This window comes from Paenibacillus amylolyticus (assembly GCF_036894225.1).
GTDB lineage: Bacteria > Bacillota > Bacilli > Paenibacillales > Paenibacillaceae > Paenibacillus > Paenibacillus amylolyticus.
On sequence record NZ_CP145892.1, the window covers coordinates 44,643 to 65,882 of the forward strand.

Here is a 21,240-nt window from a genome sequence, read left to right on the forward strand (position 1 = left end):
AGCCTGCTGAGGCTTCTTTTCAGTTGGCATGAAAGTCATCGCTATTTCGAAATCAGGCTCAGCCGCATCAACAGATGTGGCAATGTTGCGAGTAATCCGATATGATGAAACAGGACAAAAAGGAATTTGTATCCATTTTAATAGTGATGCTACGCGTATGCGTGAGATAATCAAGTAAGTTATAAGAGAGGTGCCCCTTTTGTTACAAGCACTTATACAGGCTTTTTCCAAAGATCCAGACTTCGGATCCATTACAGCCGGAATCAAGTCCGGCATGAAGGAACAATTGGTTTCGGGTTTATCCGGCTCGGCGCGTCAGATTATGCTGGCTGCCTTGCATCAGGAAATGAACCGACCATTGCTCGTAGTAACACATAATATGTTTTCAGCTCAAAAAATTGCAGAAGATTTACAGGAAGCGCTTTCACCTGATCAGGTGTTGATCTATCCTGCCAACGAACTTGTCGCTGCGGAAGCTGCTGTTTCCAGCCCGGAAACATTGGGTCAGCGTATTGATGTGTTGGTCCGCTGCGCCCAGGGATTCAGGGGCGTTGTTGTTATTCCTTTTTCCGGGGTAAGACGTTATGTTCCGCTTCCGGAAGTGATGGCCAATGCTCGAATTTTGATTAAACAGGGTAACACACTTCAACTGGACTCCTTCCTGCTGGAGATGGTAAAGCTCGGGTACGAGCGTGTGGAACGCGTGGAATCTCGTGGTGAGATGAGTGTACGCGGAGGTATCATCGACTTCTATCCGGTTACTTCATCGATCGCATATCGGGTGGAGTTATTTGATGATGAGATCGACTCCATTCGGACATTTGATCCAGCGGATCAGCGTTCAATTGAACGGATTGAAGAAATTACGGTTTTACCATGCAAGGAGTTAATTGCAGATCGTGAACGTATGGAAAAGGCTGCTGATGCGGCTGCTCTTTTGCTGGAGCAACAGCTGGAGAAAATGACGGACCGGCAGGCGAAGCTGCGTCTTCGTGAGGAAATTCACCGGGAGATCGAGCTTTTGCGGGAACACGTGTATTTCTCCGAAATGTATAAATATATTTCTCCGCTCTATCCGGAGAACAAAACGATCTACGATTATATGCCAGAAGATACCCTGCTGGTTCTTGATGAGCCTGCCAGACTATCGGAGACATCGAAACAGCTGGACCGTGATGAATCAGAGTGGAACCTACATTTGATGCAAAACGGAAAAACACTTCCGGATCTTCCATTATCCGCAGACGGTGATGAACTCTTGTATGAGCGTCCATTCCAGACGCTGTTTATGTCGATCTTTTTGCGCCAAGTTCCACACACTCAACCACAAAACATTCTGAACTTCATCAGTCGTGGCATGCAGGATTTCCATGGACAGATGAACGTACTGAAGGCAGAGATGGAGCGTTGGCAGAAGGCCGGAGTCAAAGTGCTCATGCTGGCGAACGGTGAGGAGCGACTCGAGCGGATGCGCCGGGTACTGATGGACTATGATATTCCAGAGCCAGAGATGATGATCGGTAATTTGCAAACGGGATTTGAAATGCCGTCCATTCACTTGGCTGTTGTGACCGAGGGCGAGATGTTCTCGCAAAAACAGCGTAAAGTACGCAAACCGATTCGGAATGTGGATAATGCTGAACGGATCAAATCATATAGCGAGCTAAAAGTGGGCGATTATGTCGTTCATCAGAACCACGGGATTGGTAAGTACCTGGGGATCGGCACCCTCGAGGTTGGCGGTATTCATAAGGACTACATGCATATTCTCTATGCGGGTGGAGACAAACTGTCTGTACCTATTGAGCAGATCGATCTGATTCAAAAATATGTTGGTTCCGAAGAGAAAGAACCGAAAATATACAAGCTGGGCGGCAATGAGTGGACACGGGTTAAAAATAAAGTCCGCACATCTGTACAGGATATTGCTGATGATCTAATTAAGCTGTATGCAGAGCGTCAGACCTCCAAAGGGTTTGGATTCGACAAGGATTCTGCGGAGCAGCAGGAGTTTGAGGACATGTTCCCTTACGATGAGACACGTGATCAGGTGCGTGCGATCGAAGAAATCAAAAAGGACATGGAACAAAACCGTCCAATGGATCGTTTATTGTGTGGGGATGTTGGTTACGGCAAAACCGAGGTGGCTATTCGGGCTGCATTTAAAGCAGCTATTGAAGGCAAACAGGTGGCTGTCCTCGTGCCAACAACTATTTTGGCACAGCAGCATTTTGAGACGTTCCGTGAGCGCTTCTCCGGTTATCCGTTCAACATTCATGTGCTTAGCCGGTTCCGCTCCCGTAAAGAGCAGAATGAAACAGCGAAAGGCATCAAGGCAGGTACAGTGGATATTGTCATCGGGACACATCGATTGCTGTCGCAGGATCTGGTGTTCAAGGACCTGGGACTGCTCATTGTTGATGAAGAACAGCGCTTCGGTGTAACCCATAAGGAAAAACTGAAGAAGCTGAAAACCAATGTAGACGTGCTGACACTGACGGCAACGCCGATTCCGCGTACGCTTCATATGTCCATGCTGGGTGTGCGTGATCTGTCCGTTATTGAGACTCCACCAGAGAATCGTTTCCCGGTGCAGACCTATGTGGTTGAACACAGCCAGGCGCTTGTTCGTGAAGCGATTGAGCGTGAGCTTGCCCGTGGTGGGCAAGTGTATTACCTCTACAACCGTGTTCAGGGAATTCAGGAGATGGCTGCCGAAATTTCTGAGCTTGTGCCTGAAGCCAAAGTTGGTGTAGGACATGGTCAGATGTCGGAAACAGAGCTGGAGAAAACGATTCTGGACTTCCTGGATGGTGAATATGACGTGCTTGTGAGCACAAGTATCATCGAGACCGGGGTAGATATTCCGAACGTAAATACACTGATCGTACATGATGCGGATAAAATGGGACTCTCCCAACTGTATCAGCTGCGCGGACGTGTGGGTCGTTCCAACCGTATTGCGTATGCCTATTTCACGTACCAACGGGATAAAGTGCTTACTGAAGTTGCTGAGAAACGTCTGCAATCAATCAAAGAATTCACCGAACTGGGTTCGGGATTCAAAATCGCCATGCGTGACTTGTCGATTCGTGGGGCGGGAAATCTGCTAGGAGCGGAGCAGCATGGTTTCATCGCTTCCGTCGGGTTTGATCTGTATTCCCAGATGCTTGCGGAGGAGATCAACAAACGCAAAGTTACGATGCTTGGCGAGGAGCCGGTACCTTCAGATCAGTGGAACACAACCCTGGATCTCAGTATCGATGCCTACTTGCCGTCCGATTATATCTATGACAGTATTCAGAAGATTGAGATCTACAAAAAAGTGGCGGTCATTGCATCCTTCGACGATGCGATGGAGTTGGAAGACGAATTGGTTGACCGATTCGGTGATCTTCCGGAAGCCGTCATTAACTTGCTGGCTGTTGCGCGGATGAAAGTATACGGCAAAATCTACGGTATTGAGTCCATTTCCCAACGTGGTGAGGACATTACCGTGAAGTTCTATGAAGGGCGTGAACATGCCTTTGAACTCTCGAAAATCGCGCACATTGGAAATCAGTTCGAAAGACGTGTACAATTTGAACAAGGACCCCATATGCTGATTCACGCAAAAGGCAAGGGGCTTGGGGATAAGCAACTGATGGAGCTGGTAGAGAAAATTCTGGAGTCCATGAAAACTGCTTTTAAATCAAAGGGGGAACTAAAGGATGTTACCAAAGTATAAAAAAGTAGGAAAAGTACTGTCTGTGAGCATGGTCGCAGTACTATCCTTATCACTGCTTGCTGCATGTGGCAAGAAGGAAGAAGCAAAAACACCTGAATCGACGGATACAAGTGCTGTAGTCGCAACGTATGATGGTGGTACTATTACAGCCAATGAATTCGATATGGAGCAACGTGTCATGAAATTCCTCTATCCGGAGTATGCACAAATGATGGATATGGACGATTTCAAAGAGTATCTGGTAAAACAGGAAGTTGCTTATGAATATCTGAGTGGCAAAGCAAGTGAAGAAGCCAAAACAGCAGGTACAAAAGCGGCAACTGAGCAATTCGATAAAATGAAAGCTTCTGTTCAGGCAGATCAATGGACAGAAATGCTCAAAGCTCAGAAACTGACTGACGACAACATTAAAGACTACATGACTCGGATCATGACAGTAATCAAAGATAAAGAAACAGGCGTTACGGACGATGCAATCAAGGCTGAGTTTGAGAAAAACAAAGATCAGTTCACAACGGCTTCCGTTCGTCACGTGCTGATTAACTTCACAGATCCAAAAACGCAAAAAGAGCGTAAAAAAGAAGATGCACTTAAAATTGCAAAAGAAGTAAAAACCAAGTTGGATGGCGGAGCTGATTTTGCTGAAATTGCAAAAAAATATTCCGAAGATCCAGGTTCTGCTGAAAAGGGTGGACTGTATGAAAATACACCTGTAGGCAGCTGGGTAGAGGCATTTAAGGAAGCTGCAAAAACATTGCCACTGAACAAAATCAGTGATCCAGTAGAGACAGAGTACGGTTACCACGTCATGAAAGTGGAAGCTCGTACAGAAGCTGACTTTGCCAAATTGACGGCTGAACAAAAAGAAAGTCTGAAGAGCCAATTGGCTGCAGCTGAAATCGATACGTTCATGCAAAATGAATTGGACAAAATCGTAAAAGAAGTTAAACTGCCAAAAACAGAAAAAGCTGAAGAAGGTAAGACTGAAGGCACAACTGAAGGTACTACGGGTACAGGAACTGAAGGAGAGAAAACAACCGAACCAAAAACGGATGACTCCACAGGTACGGATACCAAGACTGACCAAGGTACGACTGGAACAGACAAAGATGCAACTACAGATGAAGGTACAAGCAGTAAGTAAGCTGGTAAAATTGCTGTGTTTGCATACGTTCAGGTTAAATTCGCCCGAATGAATGCCTTGTACTACGTAAATATGGACAACCATACAGAGAAGCAAGGGGAGGACTTAGGACCTCCTTCTTGCTTCTTCTTGTATCTATTCAAGTCGTATGGGTACATGGTCGCCTTCTTCGAAAGTTACACAACTATATTCTCCGAAGCATGTATAAGGAAATGGGAACAGATGAATACTATGGTCAAGATATCACACTAAACGTTCTGGGACTTTCCTCTACCCATTAAGGAACAGTAGTTGAAAAATCTTCTCGAGAAAGTGGGGCAACATGTGAAATGAAAGCTACTGGTATTGTCCGCCGTATAGATGACCTTGGTCGTGTGGTCATTCCAAAAGAAATCCGCCGTACGTTACGTATTCGTGAAGGTGATCCACTGGAAATTTTCGTGGATCGTGATGGAGAAGTTATCCTTAAAAAATATTCGCCAATTGGCGAACTTGGTGATTTTGCCAAAGAATATGCAGAATCCCTGTATGAGAGTACAGGACATGTAACGATGATTTCTGACCGGGATACCATTATCACGGTGGCAGGTGGTTCGAAAAAAGAGTATTTGGACAAGCAGGTAGGTCAACTGTTAGAGGGATGTATGGAAAACAGAAAGACCATTTTGGAAACAAACAACGGTTCTTATGAACTTAGCAAAGATCATGACGAGACGTTATCCTCTTTTGTTATTGCGCCGATTATTTCAGGTGGTGACCCCATCGGAACGGTTATCCTGTTCAATAAGGACGAATCAGTTAAGATGTCTCAGATGGAAGTGAAGATGTCTGAGACGGCTGCTGGTTTCCTTGGCAAGCAAATGGAACAATAGACCGCAGATCAACTCCTGGTGCCCTGTCTTGGGCATACGGGAGTTTTTGCATTTTAAGGGACAACGAAGTTAATCCGGATGATTGTGATGGGGGAGGGTTAGTCTGTGTGCCTTCAGGCAGTTATAATAGCAAGGTATGCTTAAAAGGATTACGCGGGAGGGAATTATGAAACAGCCGTCTACAGGCTCAAGGTTGCTACAGGGTGCTTTTATACTTGGGCTTGCTGCCATTATCTCTAAAATCATTGGTGCTTTTCAGAAGATTCCGCTGCAGAACCTGGGGGGAGACGGTGTATTTGGCATCTACAATACGGTGTATCCGTTATATATGCTCATTATCACGCTTGCTGCTGCAGGACTGCCGCTGGCCGTATCCAAATTCGTAGCAGAACAGAACGCACTCGGAAGACCAGACGAGAGCAGAAGAATTATTCGACTATCTTCCCTACTGCTCGGGGGAATTGGAATTATAATGGCGCTTTTGATGTATGCAGGTGCGCCGCTGATCGCTGACATGATTGGCAACCGCCATGTGGTTCCATCGATTCGTGCTGCTTCATGGGCGTTATTGTTCGTACCGGTGATGACAGGGCTGCGGGGATATTTTCAGGGATTACAACAGATGGTTCCAACAGCAGTATCACAAGTGGTGGAGCAGACGATACGTGTCACCGTCATGATTGTTCTTCTTCTGTGGTTGATGAGACGGGACGCTTCGCTTGAGACTATTGCCGCTGGCGCCATGATGGGCTCCGTTGCTGGTGGAATGGTTGGGCTGTTAACCATGTTAGGGTACATGGTCCGTCATCGGCGGAAAGGCAGAGAAGTGGTCACCGAACAATTGGATTCGGAATGGAGCAGTAACAGTGGAGAGGTTGGATCAGATCATCATGAACGTCAGGAGAATACACCGGTTACGCCGCTGAAGAAAACGGTGAGTGCTATTAACCCGACTCTGGCAGAAAGATCACGATCCAATGGTGAGTGGATCAAGACGCTACTCATGTATGCCATTCCCGTCTGTCTCGGGTCACTCGCCGTGCCGTTGATGAATCTGGTGGATACCTTCACCGTGCCACGGCTTCTACGAGGAGAAGGGCTGGATGAACTCCAGTCGATGGTTTCCTTCGGCATCTACAACCGTGGATTGCCGCTGGTTCAACTGGTGACGATGCTTGCCACGTCACTATCTGTGCTGTTTATTCCGGCGATGGCGGAAGCCCGGTTAAAGGGCGGGCCAGAAGCCGTCCGGCAGCAAGCAGGCCTCGCGCTACGCTGGTTCTGGTTGATCGGCCTGGCGGCATCCGCGGGTCTCGCGGTGTTGGCGGAGCCGATTAACCGCATGCTGTACGGAGATGCCGCAGGCACCGAAGCACTGCGGTACATGGCGCTGACGGCTGCGGGCAGCACCGTCAGCATTATTGCGGCGGCGCTGCTGCAAGGCCTCGGCGCCGTGCGCGCACCCGCGTTCAGCATGCTGGCCGCCGCAGGCATCAAGGCGCTGCTGAACGTCATGCTTGTGCCGGCGCTGGGCATCAGCGGCGCGGCTCTGGCAGGCGCAGTCGCCTACATGCTGGCGGCTGGCCTGAATGTGACGCTGCTGGCGCGACTTGTCGCCCTGCGCCCTGCCCCTGGCGCCGTCCTGGCGAAGCCGGCGCTGGTGATCGCCGCCATGAGTCTGGCGGCGTTAGGCACTGCCTGGGCCGCCGAAGCGATGCTCGGCGGCATGGGTATCGCGGCCGACCGCCGGCTGGCCGCGATGGGCGTGAGCCTGCTGGGCATTGCCGCAGGCTCGGCCGTGTTCTTGCTGGCGGCGGCCTGGACAGGGCTACTGACCGCCGCGGAGCTGGCGGCTGTGCCCAAGTTGGGGCCTCGCCTTGCCAAGCTGCTGCGCAGACTGCGTGTGCTGCGCTAGCTCCATGCTCACGGTGCTTCTACACCCATCACAGCTAATATGCAATTATAGGATATCGAATGATTCTGGTATAATACGTGTAATTAGTCCTCTTCAGGCATGATGAATCAGTGAGCCTGGACAGGATAGTCCGGATGGAGGTTTACGTAATGAGTGCAGCTTTAACCGTAGTGGGTCTTGGATCTGGAGATGCAGACCAACTGACCGTAGGTATTATCAAAAAAATGAAACATGCAGCTACGCTGTATGTACGTACCCTGGATCATCCCGTATTGAATGATCTGAAGCAAGAGGGGCTGGAGATGACATCATTTGATGCCATCTATGAGGCGAAGTCCTCCTTCCCCGAAGTATATGATGAGATCGCGAACCAACTGATAGAAGCTGCTCGCAAGGGTGAGGCTGGAACGGAGATTGTGTATGCCGTACCTGGTCATCCGATGGTGGCAGAAGCAAGTGTACGCCTGCTCAAAGAACGTTGTCCGCAGATGGGCATTTCACTGCGTGTCATGGGCGGAGAGAGTTTCCTGGACGAAGCCTTTATACGGCTTGGATTCGACCCGATTGAAGGGTTTCAACTTCTGGATGCCAGCAGCCTGAACACGGAATTGGTACAACCACAGCTACATACATTGATTGGACAAGTCTACGATGTGTTTACTGCTTCGGATGTGAAGCTATGCCTGATGGAGGTTTACCCGGATGATTATCCGGTATTTGTGGGTCACGCGTTGGGTGTACAGGGCCAGGAGGTCATTCACAAGATTCCATTGCACGAACTGGACCGGATCGAAGGGTACGGCAATCTGTCACTGATCTATGTACCGAAGAACACTGATGATGCGATGCGTCGCCGTTCCTTTGCGCGTTTGCATGAGATCGTCAATATTCTTCGCAGTCCGGGTGGCTGTCCATGGGATCAGGAGCAGACACATCAGTCCATTCGCAAAAACCTGATTGAAGAGACCTATGAGGTCATTGAGACGATCGATGAGGATGACCCCGACCATATGAAAGAAGAACTGGGTGATCTGCTGCTGCAGATTTTATTGCATTCCCAGATGGAAGAAGAAGTGGGCACATTTAATGTGTATGATGTCATCGAAGGTTTGAATGATAAGCTGATCTTCCGCCATCCACATGTTTTTGGCGATAATCAGGCAGAAGATGCGAATGAAGCTCTTCAGAACTGGGAACAGATGAAGGCAGAGGAGAAGAAGCGCAAAGGGCAGGATCAGCAGCAGGTTTCCGTGCTGGATGGCATACCGCGTGACTTGCCTGCATTGATGAAGGGATACAAGTTACAGAAGAAAGCAGCCAAAGTAGGCTTTGACTGGGATGATGTTGAAGGTGTGTTTGCCAAGATCGAGGAAGAACTGGCGGAGTTGAAAGAAGCGGTGCAACAAGGCCAGTCTGCGGAAGAACGGAAGCTCGAACTGGGTGATTTATTATTCGCAGCTGCCAACGTTGCAAGATTCATTGATACGGACCCGGAAGAGGCGCTTGCTGCGACCAATCGCAAGTTCATCGGGCGGTTCCAGTACATCGAGGGGCGTTTGCGTGAACAGGGAAGAACACCAGCAGATAGCAATGTAGAAGAGATGGAGCAATTCTGGCAGGATGCGAAGAAGGCAGGATTATAACGGGTTCAATTTTCTGGGAAATACCGATAAACCTTATTCCATCATGTTATGCAGTGTGTTATGATATACGAAATACGAACATGTGTTCATCTGTCTTGACTGGGATAGGTGTTTAGCGACGGAGGGTTTCGGGTACTGGTCTTAGACTGTTGCCTGCGGACCATCGACAAAAAGCTAAAAAAAGTCGCGGACTAAGGCAGGATTTCAGATGCCAAGCCAGAATACATGTGTAGTGACCTAACGCGAATCAGCGGCAATCGATGTATTGTCAGGAATCGCAGATACTTTTTTTTCAATTTGGGAGGCTTTTAAAAATGAACAAAACAGATCTGATTAACAACATTTCAACCAAAAGTGGTTTGACTAAAAAAGACGTTGAGTCCGTATTGAACGGCTTTTTGGGAGAAATTACAGATGCACTTGCCAGCGGAGACAAAGTACAATTGATCGGCTTTGGCACTTTTGAGACCCGCAAACGTTCCGGTCGTACCGGACGTAACCCACAAACAGGGAATGAAATCGTGATTCCTGAGTCCACTGTTCCTGCATTCAAAGCAGGCAACAAACTTAAAGAAGCCGTAAAATAATGCGTCTTGATAAATTCCTGAAGGTCTCCCGGCTAATCAAACGCCGCACTGTGGCCAAGGACGTCTCTGAACAGGGACGTGTTCTGGTAAACGGACGTGAAGCTAAGCCCAGCGCCGCTGTCAAAGTGGGCGATGAGCTGACGGTTCAGTTCGGTCAGAAACTGGTCACTGTGAAGGTGGAACGAATTGCCGAGAGTACCAAGAAGGATGAGGCGAGCAGCCTCTACACCTTGGTGAAGGAAGAGCCGATCGCCAAGGATAACGGAATGAACTGGTAACAGTACATCTGGTATAAATATTCATTCAATGCAAGTTGAATCGAAACGTCCTCCTGTAACAGGGAAGGGCGTTTTTGTTTTTTACTGAATGCCGGGTTATTTGTTCAACAACGCTGGTTCTATTCCAACCTCCATACCCATAAGCTAGGTGTAAGAAGGAGGGGTACATGCCATGGTTGAGCACGGTAAGGCCAAACAGCATCATCTGAGCATGCAGAATCGGAAACTGCTGGATCTGACGGGTGTCTCCAATGTGGAGAGCTTCGACAGTGAGGAATTTTTGCTGCAGACTGAACTTGGGCATCTGACCATCCGGGGGCACAATTTACATATCAAAAACCTGAGCCTGGAGGAAGGTCTGTTATCCATTGAAGGCACAGTCAGTTCGCTCCAATATCTGGACCCCGGTTCCCAGTCCAAAAATGGTAAAGGCCTGTTTGGCAAGATGTTCCGATGAGTCCGGATACTCAATGGATCACATTGATGTGGATGCTTACTTCGGGGGTCGTGATGGGAATGGCCTACGACAGTTACCGGGTACTGTCCGGACAGCTGCGGTTTCCGAGATGGAGTATTCACACGCTCGATCTGTTGTACTGGGTTGCTTCCGCGCTGTTCGTTTTTCGGATGCTATACGCCGGAAACCACGGACAGTTGCGGTTTTATGTCTTTTTGGGGCTGATTATAGGGGTTTGCTTCTATTTTTGGCTTTTAAGTGTTACAACCCAGCGTTTTGTGGTAATGTTAATTAAACTCGCAAGAACGCTGATTCATTGGTGTGGACATATCCTTAACATCCTGATCGTTATGCCGGCTAAAGGAATTTATAAGTTAATTCGCGTATTATTCGGTTTTGTAATTGCGATACTATTATTCCTGGGCAGGCTGGTGCTACAGTGTTTGGTACCTTTCGGCAAGTTGTTCCGCTGGATGTTTAGGCCGCTCCTGAAACATTGGGTAACGCCACGCTTCATGATCCGTGTGGGTACAAGAATTGCAGCGATGTGGAAACGCTGGTTTTAAGGAGGTCCGTAATGGGTAAAACACCTGTGGGCAGATCAAAGGCTCCAACTAACCAAGGAAAATCTGCCGGTGCAAAAAGGCGCCTCATGCTTTGGATGACGTTTATGATTGTATTTGTAATATGGGCAGGATATACATTCCTTGTGCAGACTGCACAAATTTCGGACAAGAGTTCTCATCTGGCCACTCAGCAAGCTTCAAAGGAAGATACGTTGAAGAAGCTGGAACAGTTGAAGTACGAAGTCAGCCGGTTGAATGACCCTGAATACATAGGACAGCTGGCACGGAAAAAAGGATATTATCTTCCTGAGGAAACGCCGATCCAGGTTGAAGAGTCAGGGAACTGATGGAATTCGGTCTATTACCGAGCTAGGTTTGTTATCCGTGTGTCTGAAGCCGTTAAACCGGAAAAAATAGGCTCTCTGATGGGGTAGTGTTCAGTTGACCTTGGTTTATGGCATAAGGTATAATTACATTAGCGCAGCATTGATTTTGGCATTCAAAAAATCGGGTTGTATATTTTTAAGGGAGGATCATTTTATTCTATGGCAATTGAAGTGGGCACCAAGTTAGAGGGCAAGGTGACAGGAATCACGCATTTTGGAGCATTTGTGGATCTGTCAGGAGGTGTCACGGGTCTCGTTCACATCTCGGAAATCGCCGACAATTATGTCAAAGATGTCAACGACCACCTGAAGCTGAATGACCTCGTTACAGTGAAGGTTATCAACGTTGACAAGGATGGCAAGATCGGACTTTCCATTAAGCAAGCTGTTGACAAACCGGTTGAGCAACAAACCCAATCTAGACCCCCGAGAGCTCCTAGACCGGAACGCAGTGGAGGAGATCGCGAACGATTCAGCGGCGGAGGCCCAAGTGGTGGCCAAGGTCGTGGTGGTGGCGGCGGTGGATTTAACCGTGGTGACCGCGGAGGCCGTTCTTTCAAGCCCGCAGCAGGCAAACCTTCATTTGAGGATAAAATGTCACGCTTCCTGAAAGATAGTGAAGAGCGGATCTCTTCGCTTAAGAAGAACACAGAAGGCAAACGCGGAGGCCGTGGAGCCAAGCGTGTGTAATCTGTCACAACCTGATCTAAACATATAAGTAAAACCGTTAGCCCATGGGCTAACGGTTTTTTTGCGTTTCTTTCACAGATAAGTAGTTGAATAGCTTTTTTTGTAAGGTGAAGCTCCATATCCCCAGTTTTTCTGCACGGCAAAATGAAACCATAAGAACATTTGTCGTCTACCATTTTTTACCGACAGGTTTCCGTGGCATTCCACAGTTATCCTGCTCAAATGGTGGCGAGACCAAACCATATCCGGTTCAAAATCAGACATTCCGATTGTCGGAATCAAGTAGGAGAATGAATGAAACCACAATAAGGCCGGGGTTTCGCTCCACCGCGCCAAGCTTGTTTCTTTTGTCGTAAACTTTTTGGACCCTGCCCACCTATTCTGACAAACTACGTCTTCTAATCTATCTATAATCAGAACCATCGAGAACGAAACACGAAAATTCAAATTAATCGAATGGGGTGCCTTGAGGATGATGGAAAAGTGGAATGTCATTCAATTTCCGGGAATGAAAGCAGGTAAAGGAGGTACGGAAGCTCGGGAGGAGCTGTCGGTACGTCTGAAACAATGGCTTGGCTCCCGCAAGGCTGTCCAGATGGTTGCTTCCCGCAAATGGGTACTGCTGCTTACGTTTATGGGGTTCCTGCTCGGAAAGGCAATGATCCTGAATGAGTTATCTCCCTTTGCCATTGCTTACTTCGCTGTAATTGCTTTCATGCGCAGGGATTACATCATTCCGGTAGGCGCCGCTCTACTCGCAGGTAGTCTCTTTGCACCGTTTCCAGTACCACTCATTGTTGCATCGGAGATCGCCATCTTTTATCTGCTCTTCCGCGGTCTGGAGTCATATGATCGTGCTGAGTTATCTTATGCACCAACGATGGTGTTTACGACTACATTTATGGTCAAGTTATTCGCGGTTGTGATTGGACCATCCTTCAGCTGGTACGCGATGCTGATGCTCACGATGGATTCGGTATTAAGTTTCGTGCTCACCCTAGTTTTTATACAAGCCATACCGATCTTCACCTACCGCAAAAAAAAATTCAGCCTAAAGAACGAGGAGATCCTCTGCCTGATCATATTGCTCGCTTCCGTTATGACGGGAGCCGTAGGGTGGACCATTCAGTCTTTATCCGTCGAGCATATGCTCTCCCGTTATCTCATATTAATCTTTGCGCTGGTGGGCGGAGCCCCCCTTGGAGCCTCAGTTGGGGTCATTACCGGCTTGATTCTTAGTCTGGCTGACATGTCAGCGGTGTATCAGATGAGCCTGCTTGCTTTTGCCGGGATGCTGGCGGGTATGCTTCGAGAAGGCAAACGTGCGGCGGTTGCACTGGGCATGCTACTGGGTTCGTCCATTCTATCCATATATCTGGGCGGACCGGGCGATGTGATGAACTCATTATGGGAGACGTGTGCAGCTATCGTACTATTCATGTTAACACCTAAAAGCCTGATGACGGCGATATCCAAATATGTACCGGGTACGCAGGATCATACCAAATCGCAGCATGAGTATGCCAAACGGATACGGGATATCACGGCAGAACGGGTAACCCGGTTCTCACAGGTATTCCGTCAATTGTCACGTAGCTTTGATCAGATGTCCGGTGCAGGGGAGCAGGTACAGAAAGAAGGTGGAATGGACCATTTCATGAATGCGGTTGCCGAGGGCACATGTGCAAGCTGCTTCAAGCGTACACAATGCTGGGATGCGAAGTTTATTCAAACCTACAAATATATGACGGACGTGATGAGTACGATTGAAGGAAACCCCGAGATTTCAGGCAAGCAGATTCCAGTCGACTGGAACAGGGTGTGTGCGAAACCGGAAGAGGTCCTTGAGGTCATGCGTGCCCAGTATGGACTGCATCAACATAACATGCAGTGGAAGCGTCAAATTATCGATAGCCGGCAGCTGGTTGCAGAGCAATTATCTGGTGTATCTCAGGTCATGGAGGACCTGGCCAAAGAAATTCAGCGGGAAAGTGATGAGATGGTACAGCAGGAGGAGCAGATTCGGGACGCACTGGAGTCACTGGGCTTGTCCATTCACTCCATTGAGATCATCAATCTGGAAGCGGGCAATGTAGAGATTGAGATTGTACATGCATATACACGTGGATTCGATGAGTGCCGGAAAATGATTGCTCCGCTGATCTCGGATGTACTGGACGAGCATATTGCCGTCTTGCATGAGACCATGACCGATCCTCGTCAGGGACTGGCAACCGTCACGTTTGGTTCGGCCAAAACCTTCGAGGTTACCACGGGTGTTGCTGCCGCCGCAAAAGGGGGAGATGTGATGTCAGGCGACAGCTTCAGTACGGTTGAGTTAGGCAACGGTACATTCGCGGTGGCGCTCAGTGATGGAATGGGCAATGGAGAACGGGCACGCATGGAGAGCAGCGCGGCGCTGAACATACTGGAACAGTTGCTACAGTCCGGCATGGACGAGAAACTGGCGATCAAATCCGTGAACTCCGTTCTGATGCTGCGCTCCCCTGAAGAGATGTATGCCACAGTGGATATGGCGCTGATTGATGAATATACGGCAGAGACCACGTTTATGAAAATCGGATCGACGCCAAGTTTTATCAAACGAGGCCAGGAGGTTATTCAGGTTTCGGCCAGCAATTTGCCAATCGGTATTATTAAAGATATTGAAGTGGATCTGGTGACGGTACAGCTTCAGCCAGGGGATATCCTCATTATGATGACGGATGGCATCTATGATGCACCGGGGTATGCGGTGAACAAAGAGTTATGGATGAAACGGCTCATTCAAGAGATTGATACAGATGATCCGCAAGATTTGGCCGATTGCCTGCTTGAAAGTGTCATAAGATATCAGCAGCATGAGATATTGGATGATATGACCGTCGTTGTTGGAAAAGTAGAGCATTTCCGCCCTGAATGGGCCACACTGCGTGTGCCTGGCATCAACCGGATGGAGCGTCCACGGACCGTCAGTTAATTGCATATTCTTCTGTTTGAAGTCTCTTCATTCTGGCAATGCTAGTCATAGAGTTGGAGAGTAACGAATAACGGAGGGATATCGGATGAAGCAAATCTTATTGATCACCGACGGTTGTTCCAATGTAGGACCAAGTCCGGTGCTGGCAGCGGCCGAAGCGCTGGAAGAGGGGATTACGGTTAATGTGGTTGGCGTGATTGATTATGGAACCATTGGTGAGTTGGGTAGCCGGGAGATTGAGGATATTGCCAGAGCTGGAGGTGGAATCAGCCAAATTGTAGGTACACGTCAGCTTGCCCATACGATGCAGATGATGACAAGGAAAACGGTGGTTCAGACCATTCAGCAGGCGGTTAATAGAGAGTTAACACAAATTTTGGGAGAGAAGGAGCCCAAAACGGTAACCGATCTGGAGCCTGCACAACGCGCCCGGGTCGTGGAAGTGATGGATGATATGGCTGAAACTACAGCGTTACAAGTTATATTGCTAATAGACGTCAGTGCCAGCATGAAGCCCAAACTGGCTGCGGTAGAAGAAGGCATTCGTGATTTAATGTTAAGTTTGCAGGCGCGTATAGGTCAGAGCAAGCTTTCCGTATTTCATTTTCCCGGACGACACAGCGGAGAAGATGCGGTAATGGATATTGACTGGACAACGGATCCAGGCCGTGTTCGGTCCTTGTTTGGAAGGTTGCAGATGAAGGGTGCAACGCCGACAGGTCCTGCAATTCAGAAGGTGATTGATTTTTACCGTTATGGTACACTGGAGAAACAGCAGGAAATAGAAGGGAACTATCGCATTGAAAGAGAAGGGATGCTCGGTGACAACGTTGTCTGACGCCTCTTTCCCACCAGGAACAGTGGTTACAGGGAAATGGAATCGCAGTCGTTACACGATTCGGAAGCTACTGGGCAAAGGAGCTAATGGCATCGTTTTTCTTGTCCAACGGGGTGAAAATGGCAAACACTATGCGCTAAAAATGGGATTTGATCCGGTTGATCTGCAATCGGAAGTCAATGTGCTCAAATCTTTTCAACTACAGCGTAATCATGAGGCCCTTCGGCAGAGCGGCATTCCTTCCTATCTTAAAGATGTGGATGATTATGCCGTTCGTGGCCGGGATATTCCCTTTTATGTGATGCGTTACGTTAGAGGTGAGGCACTTCATCACTTTATTCGGCGTCAGGGGACAGACTGGACACTTCTGGTGGGACTTAGACTCTTGCAGAAGCTGGCACAATTGCATCAGGCGGGATGGGTGTTTGGTGATCTCAAACCTCAGAATGTGTTGGTATCCGACTATGGGCAGGTGGAATTGATCGACTACGGCGGAGTTACGTCGATTGGTCGAAGCGTCAAACAGTTCACCGAATGGTATGATCGGGGCTTCTGGAATGCAGGCAGCCGTACGGCAGATGGTACCTATGATGTATTTGCATTTGCATTATTGTTGATTCATGTACTTGAAGCAGACGCGCTCAAGGCACTGGCAGCCGAGGGATTACCGCAACTGCGAAGTGTGAATCAGCTCGTAGCACTGGTGGAGCGCAGTGAACGACTGGGTCCTTTTCGCAATTGGACAACTCAGGCATTACGAGGTCAGTTTCGTGATGCAGGTCATGCGGCACAAGGGTGGAAGGAAATGATGGCACGCCCCACACCTCTCCGCCGTCGTTCCAAAAGCACAACACCGCGCTGGCTTAAAAACGCATTCGCTGTATCTGTGATATTACTTATTGGAGTGCTCATCTATGCACTACTTTTCTGATCTGTGAGAGTGCATATACATAACGCAAGGAATGAGGAACAGGTATGGAGGCTTTACGCTGGAACATGCTGGTGAAGAACGTGCTGGATGCAGCGGAAGAGCATCAGTTATGGGTTCCCGGGGATCGGATTGTCGTCGCAGTATCGGGCGGGCCGGACTCGGTAGCTTTTTTGCATATCATGCACGAGATCAGCAAGCGGCATGTGCCACTTGAATTGATCTGTGCCCACGTGCATCATGGCTTCCGGAGTGAATCTGATGATGAAGCGGAGAAAATGATGGAACTGGCACAGCAGCTTGGTATTACATTTGAATGGACCAAGGCCGATGTACCTTCATATATGGAGTTGACGGGTCAAGGACCACAGGAAGCAGCCCGCAACAAGCGATATGCCTTTTTGCACGAAGTGGCTTCCAAATATAATGCGGCAAGCATCGCTTTGGCACATCATGCCGATGATCAGGCGGAGACGGTCATGCTTCATTTGCTTCGTGGAACCGGCTTGTCGGGACTCTCAGGAATGAAGTTTAAAAGACGAGAAAAAAATGTGGAACTTATTCGTCCATGCCTTCGTATAAACAAGACAGACCTTGTAGAAGCTTGTAATACCCAGGGTTTTATGTATTTCAATGATGAGAGCAACGCCCTGCGTAAATATCGGCGTAATGCCATTCGCTTGGATGTGCTTCCTTTTTTGGGGCAGTATAATGGACAACTCACGCCGTCATTGAATCGGCTTGCCGAAATTGTGGGTGATGAAGACGATTTCATGGAGCAGAGTGCATATGACACATACAGGTGTCTAGTGCAGGTGAACGGCGGAAGGCAAACCTTTGAGGTGCCTTCCTTCTTGAAGTTACATGTCGCTTTACAACGAAGGTTGATTAAACTAATATTGAATTATCTGCCTTTGGACAGTGATTTTGTCGACTTTACCCGTATAGAAACCATTCGGCGCAAGGTCATGGAGACCCATGTGACGACCTGGAGCCTGGATATAGGACAGACACTCGCCTGCACTCGGGAGTATAATCTGATTTCTTTTGGCATACGGACGGACGTACAGGATCAATCTTACGAGTATCGTCTTGCGCAATGGAGTGGAACTTATGAGCTTTCACTCACCCCAATTAACCGGTATATTCGGTTGATGACGGTGAGTCCCGAGGACTATCATGTACCGGAATCGGCGGATCAAGCCGCGTTTGATGCGGATCAACTGCTTATGCCGCTGGTTGTGCGTTCACGGTTACCTGGAGATACCATGAAAGTGATGGGATTAAACGGAAGCAAAAAGGTGAAAAATATTTTCATCGATGAGAAAATCCCCCCATCTGTCCGTCCACGTATTCCTGTGGTATGTGATGGAGCAGGTCATATCATCTGGTTACCGGGTGTTCGACGGTCCAATGTGGCTCCTGTCAGGGAGGGCACTTCCGCAATCCTGTACATGACTGTAGGCGATTCAGCGATTCAGGGGTAGTGGTTATGGTTCAGGTAAGGCTTTCATAGTATAACTTAGGAGGTTCGCACAGTTGCAGAACGACATTCAGGAAGTATTGATCAGTGAAGAAGAAATTCAGAGTAAAGTCAAGGAATTAGGCGCAACACTAAGTGCCGAATATGCAAATCGCAATCCTTTGGTCATTTGTGTGCTCAAGGGTGCGTTTATATTTATGGCTGATTTGGTTAAAAACATAACGGTACCTGTTGAAATGGATTTCATGGCGGTATCCAGTTACGGCGCTTCCACCAAGTCATCAGGTGTTGTCAAAATCATTAAGGATCTGGATGTATCCGTAGAAGGACGGGAAGTTCTGATTGTCGAAGATATTATCGACAGCGGACTTACACTCAGCTATCTGATTGAACTGCTAGAAAACCGCGGTGCCGAGTCGGTGCGAGTGGTTACGCTGTTCGACAAGCCTTCAGGCCGTAAAGTTGAGTTGGAAGCTCATTACACAGGCTTTGACATTCCTGACGCGTTCATCGTTGGTTACGGTTTGGATTTTGCGGAGAAGTACCGGAACCTGCCCTATATCGGGATTTTGAAGCCGGAAGTCTATAGTAGCTAATATCCTGCCCGACCCAAGCCTTGAGCTGTTCTTGGCTTCTGTTGAGAAGCCATGTCGGGCTATGTTAAAATAATTAAAGTGTCTCGAGAGGAGGTAGGGGATGAATCGGTTCATCCGGAATTCTGGTTTTTATTTGATTCTTTTTTTAGTTGTGGTGGGGATAGTCCAGTTCGTCAGCAATGGCGGCGAAGCCACCGATAATCCTAGATATGATCAGTTGCGTGCAGCGATCAAAGCCAACAATGTCTCTGAATTGACGGTTCAATTCAACGGTCAAACGTATCTCGTGACCGGTCAATACAAGAAGGCACCTGATGGCGCCAAATCAGAAAATTTCTCAACGTATATTCCTCCTACGGATGAGGCAATTAGTGAGCTTGTAGCTGCAAGTGAAACTAACAATTTCCAATATCATCAGGAGCCAATGAAAGGTGACAGCATCTGGTTGACGTTGCTGACTTCCTTTATTCCTTTGATCATTATGTTCCTGCTGTTCTTCTTCCTGTTTAATCAGGCTCAAGGCGGCGGCGGTAAAGTAATGAACTTTGGTAAAAGCCGTGCTCGTCTCTACAACGAAGAGAAGAAGCGGGTTACATTTGAAGATGTTGCGGGTGCTGACGAAGAGAAACAGGAACTTGTTGAGGTTGTAGACTTCCTCAAGGACCCTCGTAAATTCGCAGCAGTAGGTGCGCGGATTCCTAAGGGCGTATTGCTCGTAGGGCCTCCAGGTACCGGTAAAACATTGCTCGCTCGTGCCGTAGCCGGTGAAGCGGGTGTACCATTCTTCACTATTTCAGGTTCCGACTTCGTGGAAATGTTTGTCGGTGTCGGTGCATCACGTGTTCGTGATTTGTTTGAAAATGCGAAGAAAAATGCCCCATGTATCATCTTTATCGATGAGATTGATGCTGTAGGACGTCAGCGTGGTGCTGGTCTCGGTGGTGGTCACGATGAGCGTGAACAGACACTCAACCAGTTGCTCGTTGAGATGGACGGATTCGGAGTTAATGAAGGTATTATCATCATTGCCGCAACGAACCGTGCAGATATTTTGGACCCTGCCTTGCTGCGTCCTGGACGTTTTGACCGTCAAATTACGGTTGACCGCCCTGATGTAAGAGGTCGTGAAGCTGTCCTGAAAGTACATTCCCGTAATAAACCACTGACCAAAGATGTGAAGATGGATATTATCGCGAAGCGTACAACAGGTTTCTCTGGTGCGGATTTGGAGAATCTCTTGAACGAAGCGGCATTGCTTGCAGCGCGTCGTAACCGTAAAGATATTTCCATGAAGGAAGTTGACGAAGCGATTGACCGTGTCATCGTTGGTACGGAGAAGAAAAGCCGTGTCATCAGTGATCGCGAGAAACGAATCGTTGCTTATCACGAAGCAGGTCATACCATTGTTGGATACTTCCTCGAACATGCTGATATGGTACATAAAGTGACCATTATTCCGCGCGGACGTGCGGGTGGATATGTAATCATGTTGCCAAAAGAAGACCGTATGCTGGTTACCAAGCAGGAATTGCTGGATAAAGTAACCGGACTTCTCGGGGGTCGTGTAGCTGAAGAATTGTTCATCGGAGAAATTGGTACTGGTGCATACAGTGACTTCCAGCAAGCGACAGGTATTGTTCGCAGCATGGTTATGGAATACGGTATGAGTGAGAAATTGGGACCTATGCAATTCGGAAGTTCACAAGGACAGGTATTCCTTGGTCGGGATATCGGTCATGAACAGAATTACTCGGATTCCATTGCTTACGAGATTGATCAGGAAATGCAACGCTTTATCAATGACTGTTATGAGAAGTGTAAGGACTTGCTTGTTAAACATTCAAAAGAGATGCACCTGATCGCTCAAACTTTGCTTGAGGTTGAGACTTTGGAAATGGATCAGATCAAGCAATTGATCGAAACAGGTTCTTTGACTCCAAAAGCAGAGAATGACAATGATGGTGAAGGCACACCAACTGAAGGCGGAGAGCCAATCATCGACACCATCGGTGATGTGCGTGTTCGTATTCAAGGTAAAGATGAAACGCCTGAGCCACCAGCCGGAGATATCCCAAACGAAGCTCCAAATCTGGAAAAGGGTAATAACAATAACCCGGATGATGGCGGAACTAAGCCAACGTCTTAATGCA

General features: G+C 48.2%; 17 protein-coding genes. All 17 read left to right on the forward strand.

All coding sequences use genetic code 11. From position 1 onward, the window contains the following. Positions 1 to 199 precede the first annotated feature (199 nt). The 17 genes from mfd to ftsH all read left to right on the forward strand — a co-directional run bounded on the left by mfd (position 200) and on the right by ftsH (position 21,236). Entirely contained in the window at positions 200 to 3,727 is a 3,528-nt protein-coding gene (gene mfd / locus V6668_RS00225; RefSeq protein WP_036606125.1) for a transcription-repair coupling factor, read from the forward strand. Further along, a complete protein-coding gene (locus tag V6668_RS00230; RefSeq protein ID WP_036668467.1) occupies positions 3,711 to 4,871 on the forward strand; it encodes a peptidylprolyl isomerase in 1,161 nt (386 codons plus the stop codon). The genes mfd and V6668_RS00230 overlap by 17 nt, the downstream gene beginning before the upstream one ends. A gap of 329 nt (positions 4,872 to 5,200) precedes the next feature. Next, entirely contained in the window at positions 5,201 to 5,743 is a 543-nt protein-coding gene (spoVT, locus tag V6668_RS00235) for a stage V sporulation protein T (protein WP_036606123.1), read from the forward strand. 166 nt (positions 5,744 to 5,909) lie between these two features. Beyond that, the gene (locus V6668_RS00240; RefSeq protein ID WP_338707450.1) at positions 5,910 to 7,658 is read left to right on the forward strand and encodes a polysaccharide biosynthesis protein; all 1,749 of its coding nucleotides are present in this window, start codon (positions 5,910 to 5,912) and stop codon (positions 7,656 to 7,658) included. 149 nt (positions 7,659 to 7,807) lie between these two features. Then, complete coding sequence (mazG, locus tag V6668_RS00245; protein ID WP_338707451.1) at positions 7,808 to 9,301, forward strand: nucleoside triphosphate pyrophosphohydrolase; 1,494 nt, start codon at positions 7,808 to 7,810, stop codon at positions 9,299 to 9,301. A 314-nt stretch (positions 9,302 to 9,615) separates the two neighbouring features. Continuing rightward, positions 9,616 to 9,888, forward strand: coding sequence for an HU family DNA-binding protein (locus V6668_RS00250; RefSeq protein ID WP_017691362.1), 273 nt, complete (start codon positions 9,616 to 9,618; stop codon positions 9,886 to 9,888). Next, positions 9,888 to 10,166 (forward strand): RNA-binding S4 domain-containing protein, encoded by a 279-nt coding sequence (locus V6668_RS00255; protein ID WP_036606120.1) that lies wholly within the window; start codon positions 9,888 to 9,890, stop codon positions 10,164 to 10,166. The genes V6668_RS00250 and V6668_RS00255 overlap by 1 nt, the downstream gene beginning before the upstream one ends. Positions 10,167 to 10,338: 172 nt before the next feature. Beyond that, positions 10,339 to 10,623 carry a sporulation protein YabP gene (gene yabP / locus V6668_RS00260; RefSeq protein ID WP_036606119.1) on the forward strand — a complete coding sequence of 95 codons (285 nt, stop codon included), beginning with the start codon at positions 10,339 to 10,341 and terminating at the stop codon, positions 10,621 to 10,623. Further along, positions 10,620 to 11,189, forward strand: coding sequence for a spore cortex biosynthesis protein YabQ (gene yabQ / locus V6668_RS00265; protein ID WP_017691359.1), 570 nt, complete (start codon positions 10,620 to 10,622; stop codon positions 11,187 to 11,189). The genes yabP and yabQ overlap by 4 nt, the downstream gene beginning before the upstream one ends. Before the next feature lie 11 nt (positions 11,190 to 11,200). Further along, entirely contained in the window at positions 11,201 to 11,536 is a 336-nt protein-coding gene (locus V6668_RS00270) for an FtsB family cell division protein (protein ID WP_017691358.1), read from the forward strand. A 198-nt stretch (positions 11,537 to 11,734) separates the two neighbouring features. Beyond that, positions 11,735 to 12,265, forward strand: a complete 531-nt coding sequence (locus V6668_RS00275) for a S1 domain-containing RNA-binding protein (RefSeq protein ID WP_017691357.1) — start codon at positions 11,735 to 11,737, stop codon at positions 12,263 to 12,265. A 472-nt stretch (positions 12,266 to 12,737) separates the two neighbouring features. Then, positions 12,738 to 15,245 (forward strand): stage II sporulation protein E, encoded by a 2,508-nt coding sequence (gene spoIIE / locus V6668_RS00280; protein WP_179088724.1) that lies wholly within the window; start codon positions 12,738 to 12,740, stop codon positions 15,243 to 15,245. An 85-nt stretch (positions 15,246 to 15,330) separates the two neighbouring features. Further along, the gene (locus V6668_RS00285; RefSeq protein ID WP_036668461.1) at positions 15,331 to 16,083 is read left to right on the forward strand and encodes a VWA domain-containing protein; all 753 of its coding nucleotides are present in this window, start codon (positions 15,331 to 15,333) and stop codon (positions 16,081 to 16,083) included. Beyond that, on the forward strand, positions 16,067 to 17,014 hold the full coding sequence (locus V6668_RS00290) for a serine/threonine protein kinase (RefSeq protein WP_036668459.1): 948 nt from the start codon (positions 16,067 to 16,069) through the stop codon (positions 17,012 to 17,014). Before V6668_RS00285 ends, V6668_RS00290 begins: the two co-directional genes overlap by 17 nt. Positions 17,015 to 17,058: 44 nt before the next feature. After that, complete coding sequence (gene tilS, locus V6668_RS00295) at positions 17,059 to 18,498, forward strand: tRNA lysidine(34) synthetase TilS (RefSeq protein WP_076216754.1); 1,440 nt, start codon at positions 17,059 to 17,061, stop codon at positions 18,496 to 18,498. A 52-nt stretch (positions 18,499 to 18,550) separates the two neighbouring features. After that, complete coding sequence (gene hpt / locus V6668_RS00300) at positions 18,551 to 19,090, forward strand: hypoxanthine phosphoribosyltransferase (RefSeq protein WP_017691352.1); 540 nt, start codon at positions 18,551 to 18,553, stop codon at positions 19,088 to 19,090. 100 nt (positions 19,091 to 19,190) lie between these two features. Next, positions 19,191 to 21,236, forward strand: a complete 2,046-nt coding sequence (gene ftsH / locus V6668_RS00305) for an ATP-dependent zinc metalloprotease FtsH (RefSeq protein ID WP_036606115.1) — start codon at positions 19,191 to 19,193, stop codon at positions 21,234 to 21,236. Positions 21,237 to 21,240 lie beyond the last annotated feature (4 nt).

Coding starts and splice junctions, on each gene's coding strand:
- mazG (WP_338707451.1), top strand. CDS start 7,808: ATGAGTGCAGCTTTAACCGTAGTGGGTCTTGGATCTGGAGATGCAGAC.
- V6668_RS00285 (WP_036668461.1), top strand. CDS start 15,331: ATGAAGCAAATCTTATTGATCACCGACGGTTGTTCCAATGTAGGACCA.
- V6668_RS00270 (WP_017691358.1), top strand. CDS start 11,201: ATGGGTAAAACACCTGTGGGCAGATCAAAGGCTCCAACTAACCAAGGA.
- V6668_RS00275 (WP_017691357.1), top strand. CDS start 11,735: ATGGCAATTGAAGTGGGCACCAAGTTAGAGGGCAAGGTGACAGGAATC.
- ftsH (WP_036606115.1), top strand. CDS start 19,191: ATGAATCGGTTCATCCGGAATTCTGGTTTTTATTTGATTCTTTTTTTA.
- spoIIE (WP_179088724.1), top strand. CDS start 12,738: ATGATGGAAAAGTGGAATGTCATTCAATTTCCGGGAATGAAAGCAGGT.
- tilS (WP_076216754.1), top strand. CDS start 17,059: ATGGAGGCTTTACGCTGGAACATGCTGGTGAAGAACGTGCTGGATGCA.
- spoVT (WP_036606123.1), top strand. CDS start 5,201: ATGAAAGCTACTGGTATTGTCCGCCGTATAGATGACCTTGGTCGTGTG.
- yabP (WP_036606119.1), top strand. CDS start 10,339: ATGGTTGAGCACGGTAAGGCCAAACAGCATCATCTGAGCATGCAGAAT.
- V6668_RS00255 (WP_036606120.1), top strand. CDS start 9,888: ATGCGTCTTGATAAATTCCTGAAGGTCTCCCGGCTAATCAAACGCCGC.
- V6668_RS00240 (WP_338707450.1), top strand. CDS start 5,910: ATGAAACAGCCGTCTACAGGCTCAAGGTTGCTACAGGGTGCTTTTATA.
- yabQ (WP_017691359.1), top strand. CDS start 10,620: ATGAGTCCGGATACTCAATGGATCACATTGATGTGGATGCTTACTTCG.
- V6668_RS00230 (WP_036668467.1), top strand. CDS start 3,711: ATGTTACCAAAGTATAAAAAAGTAGGAAAAGTACTGTCTGTGAGCATG.
- V6668_RS00250 (WP_017691362.1), top strand. CDS start 9,616: ATGAACAAAACAGATCTGATTAACAACATTTCAACCAAAAGTGGTTTG.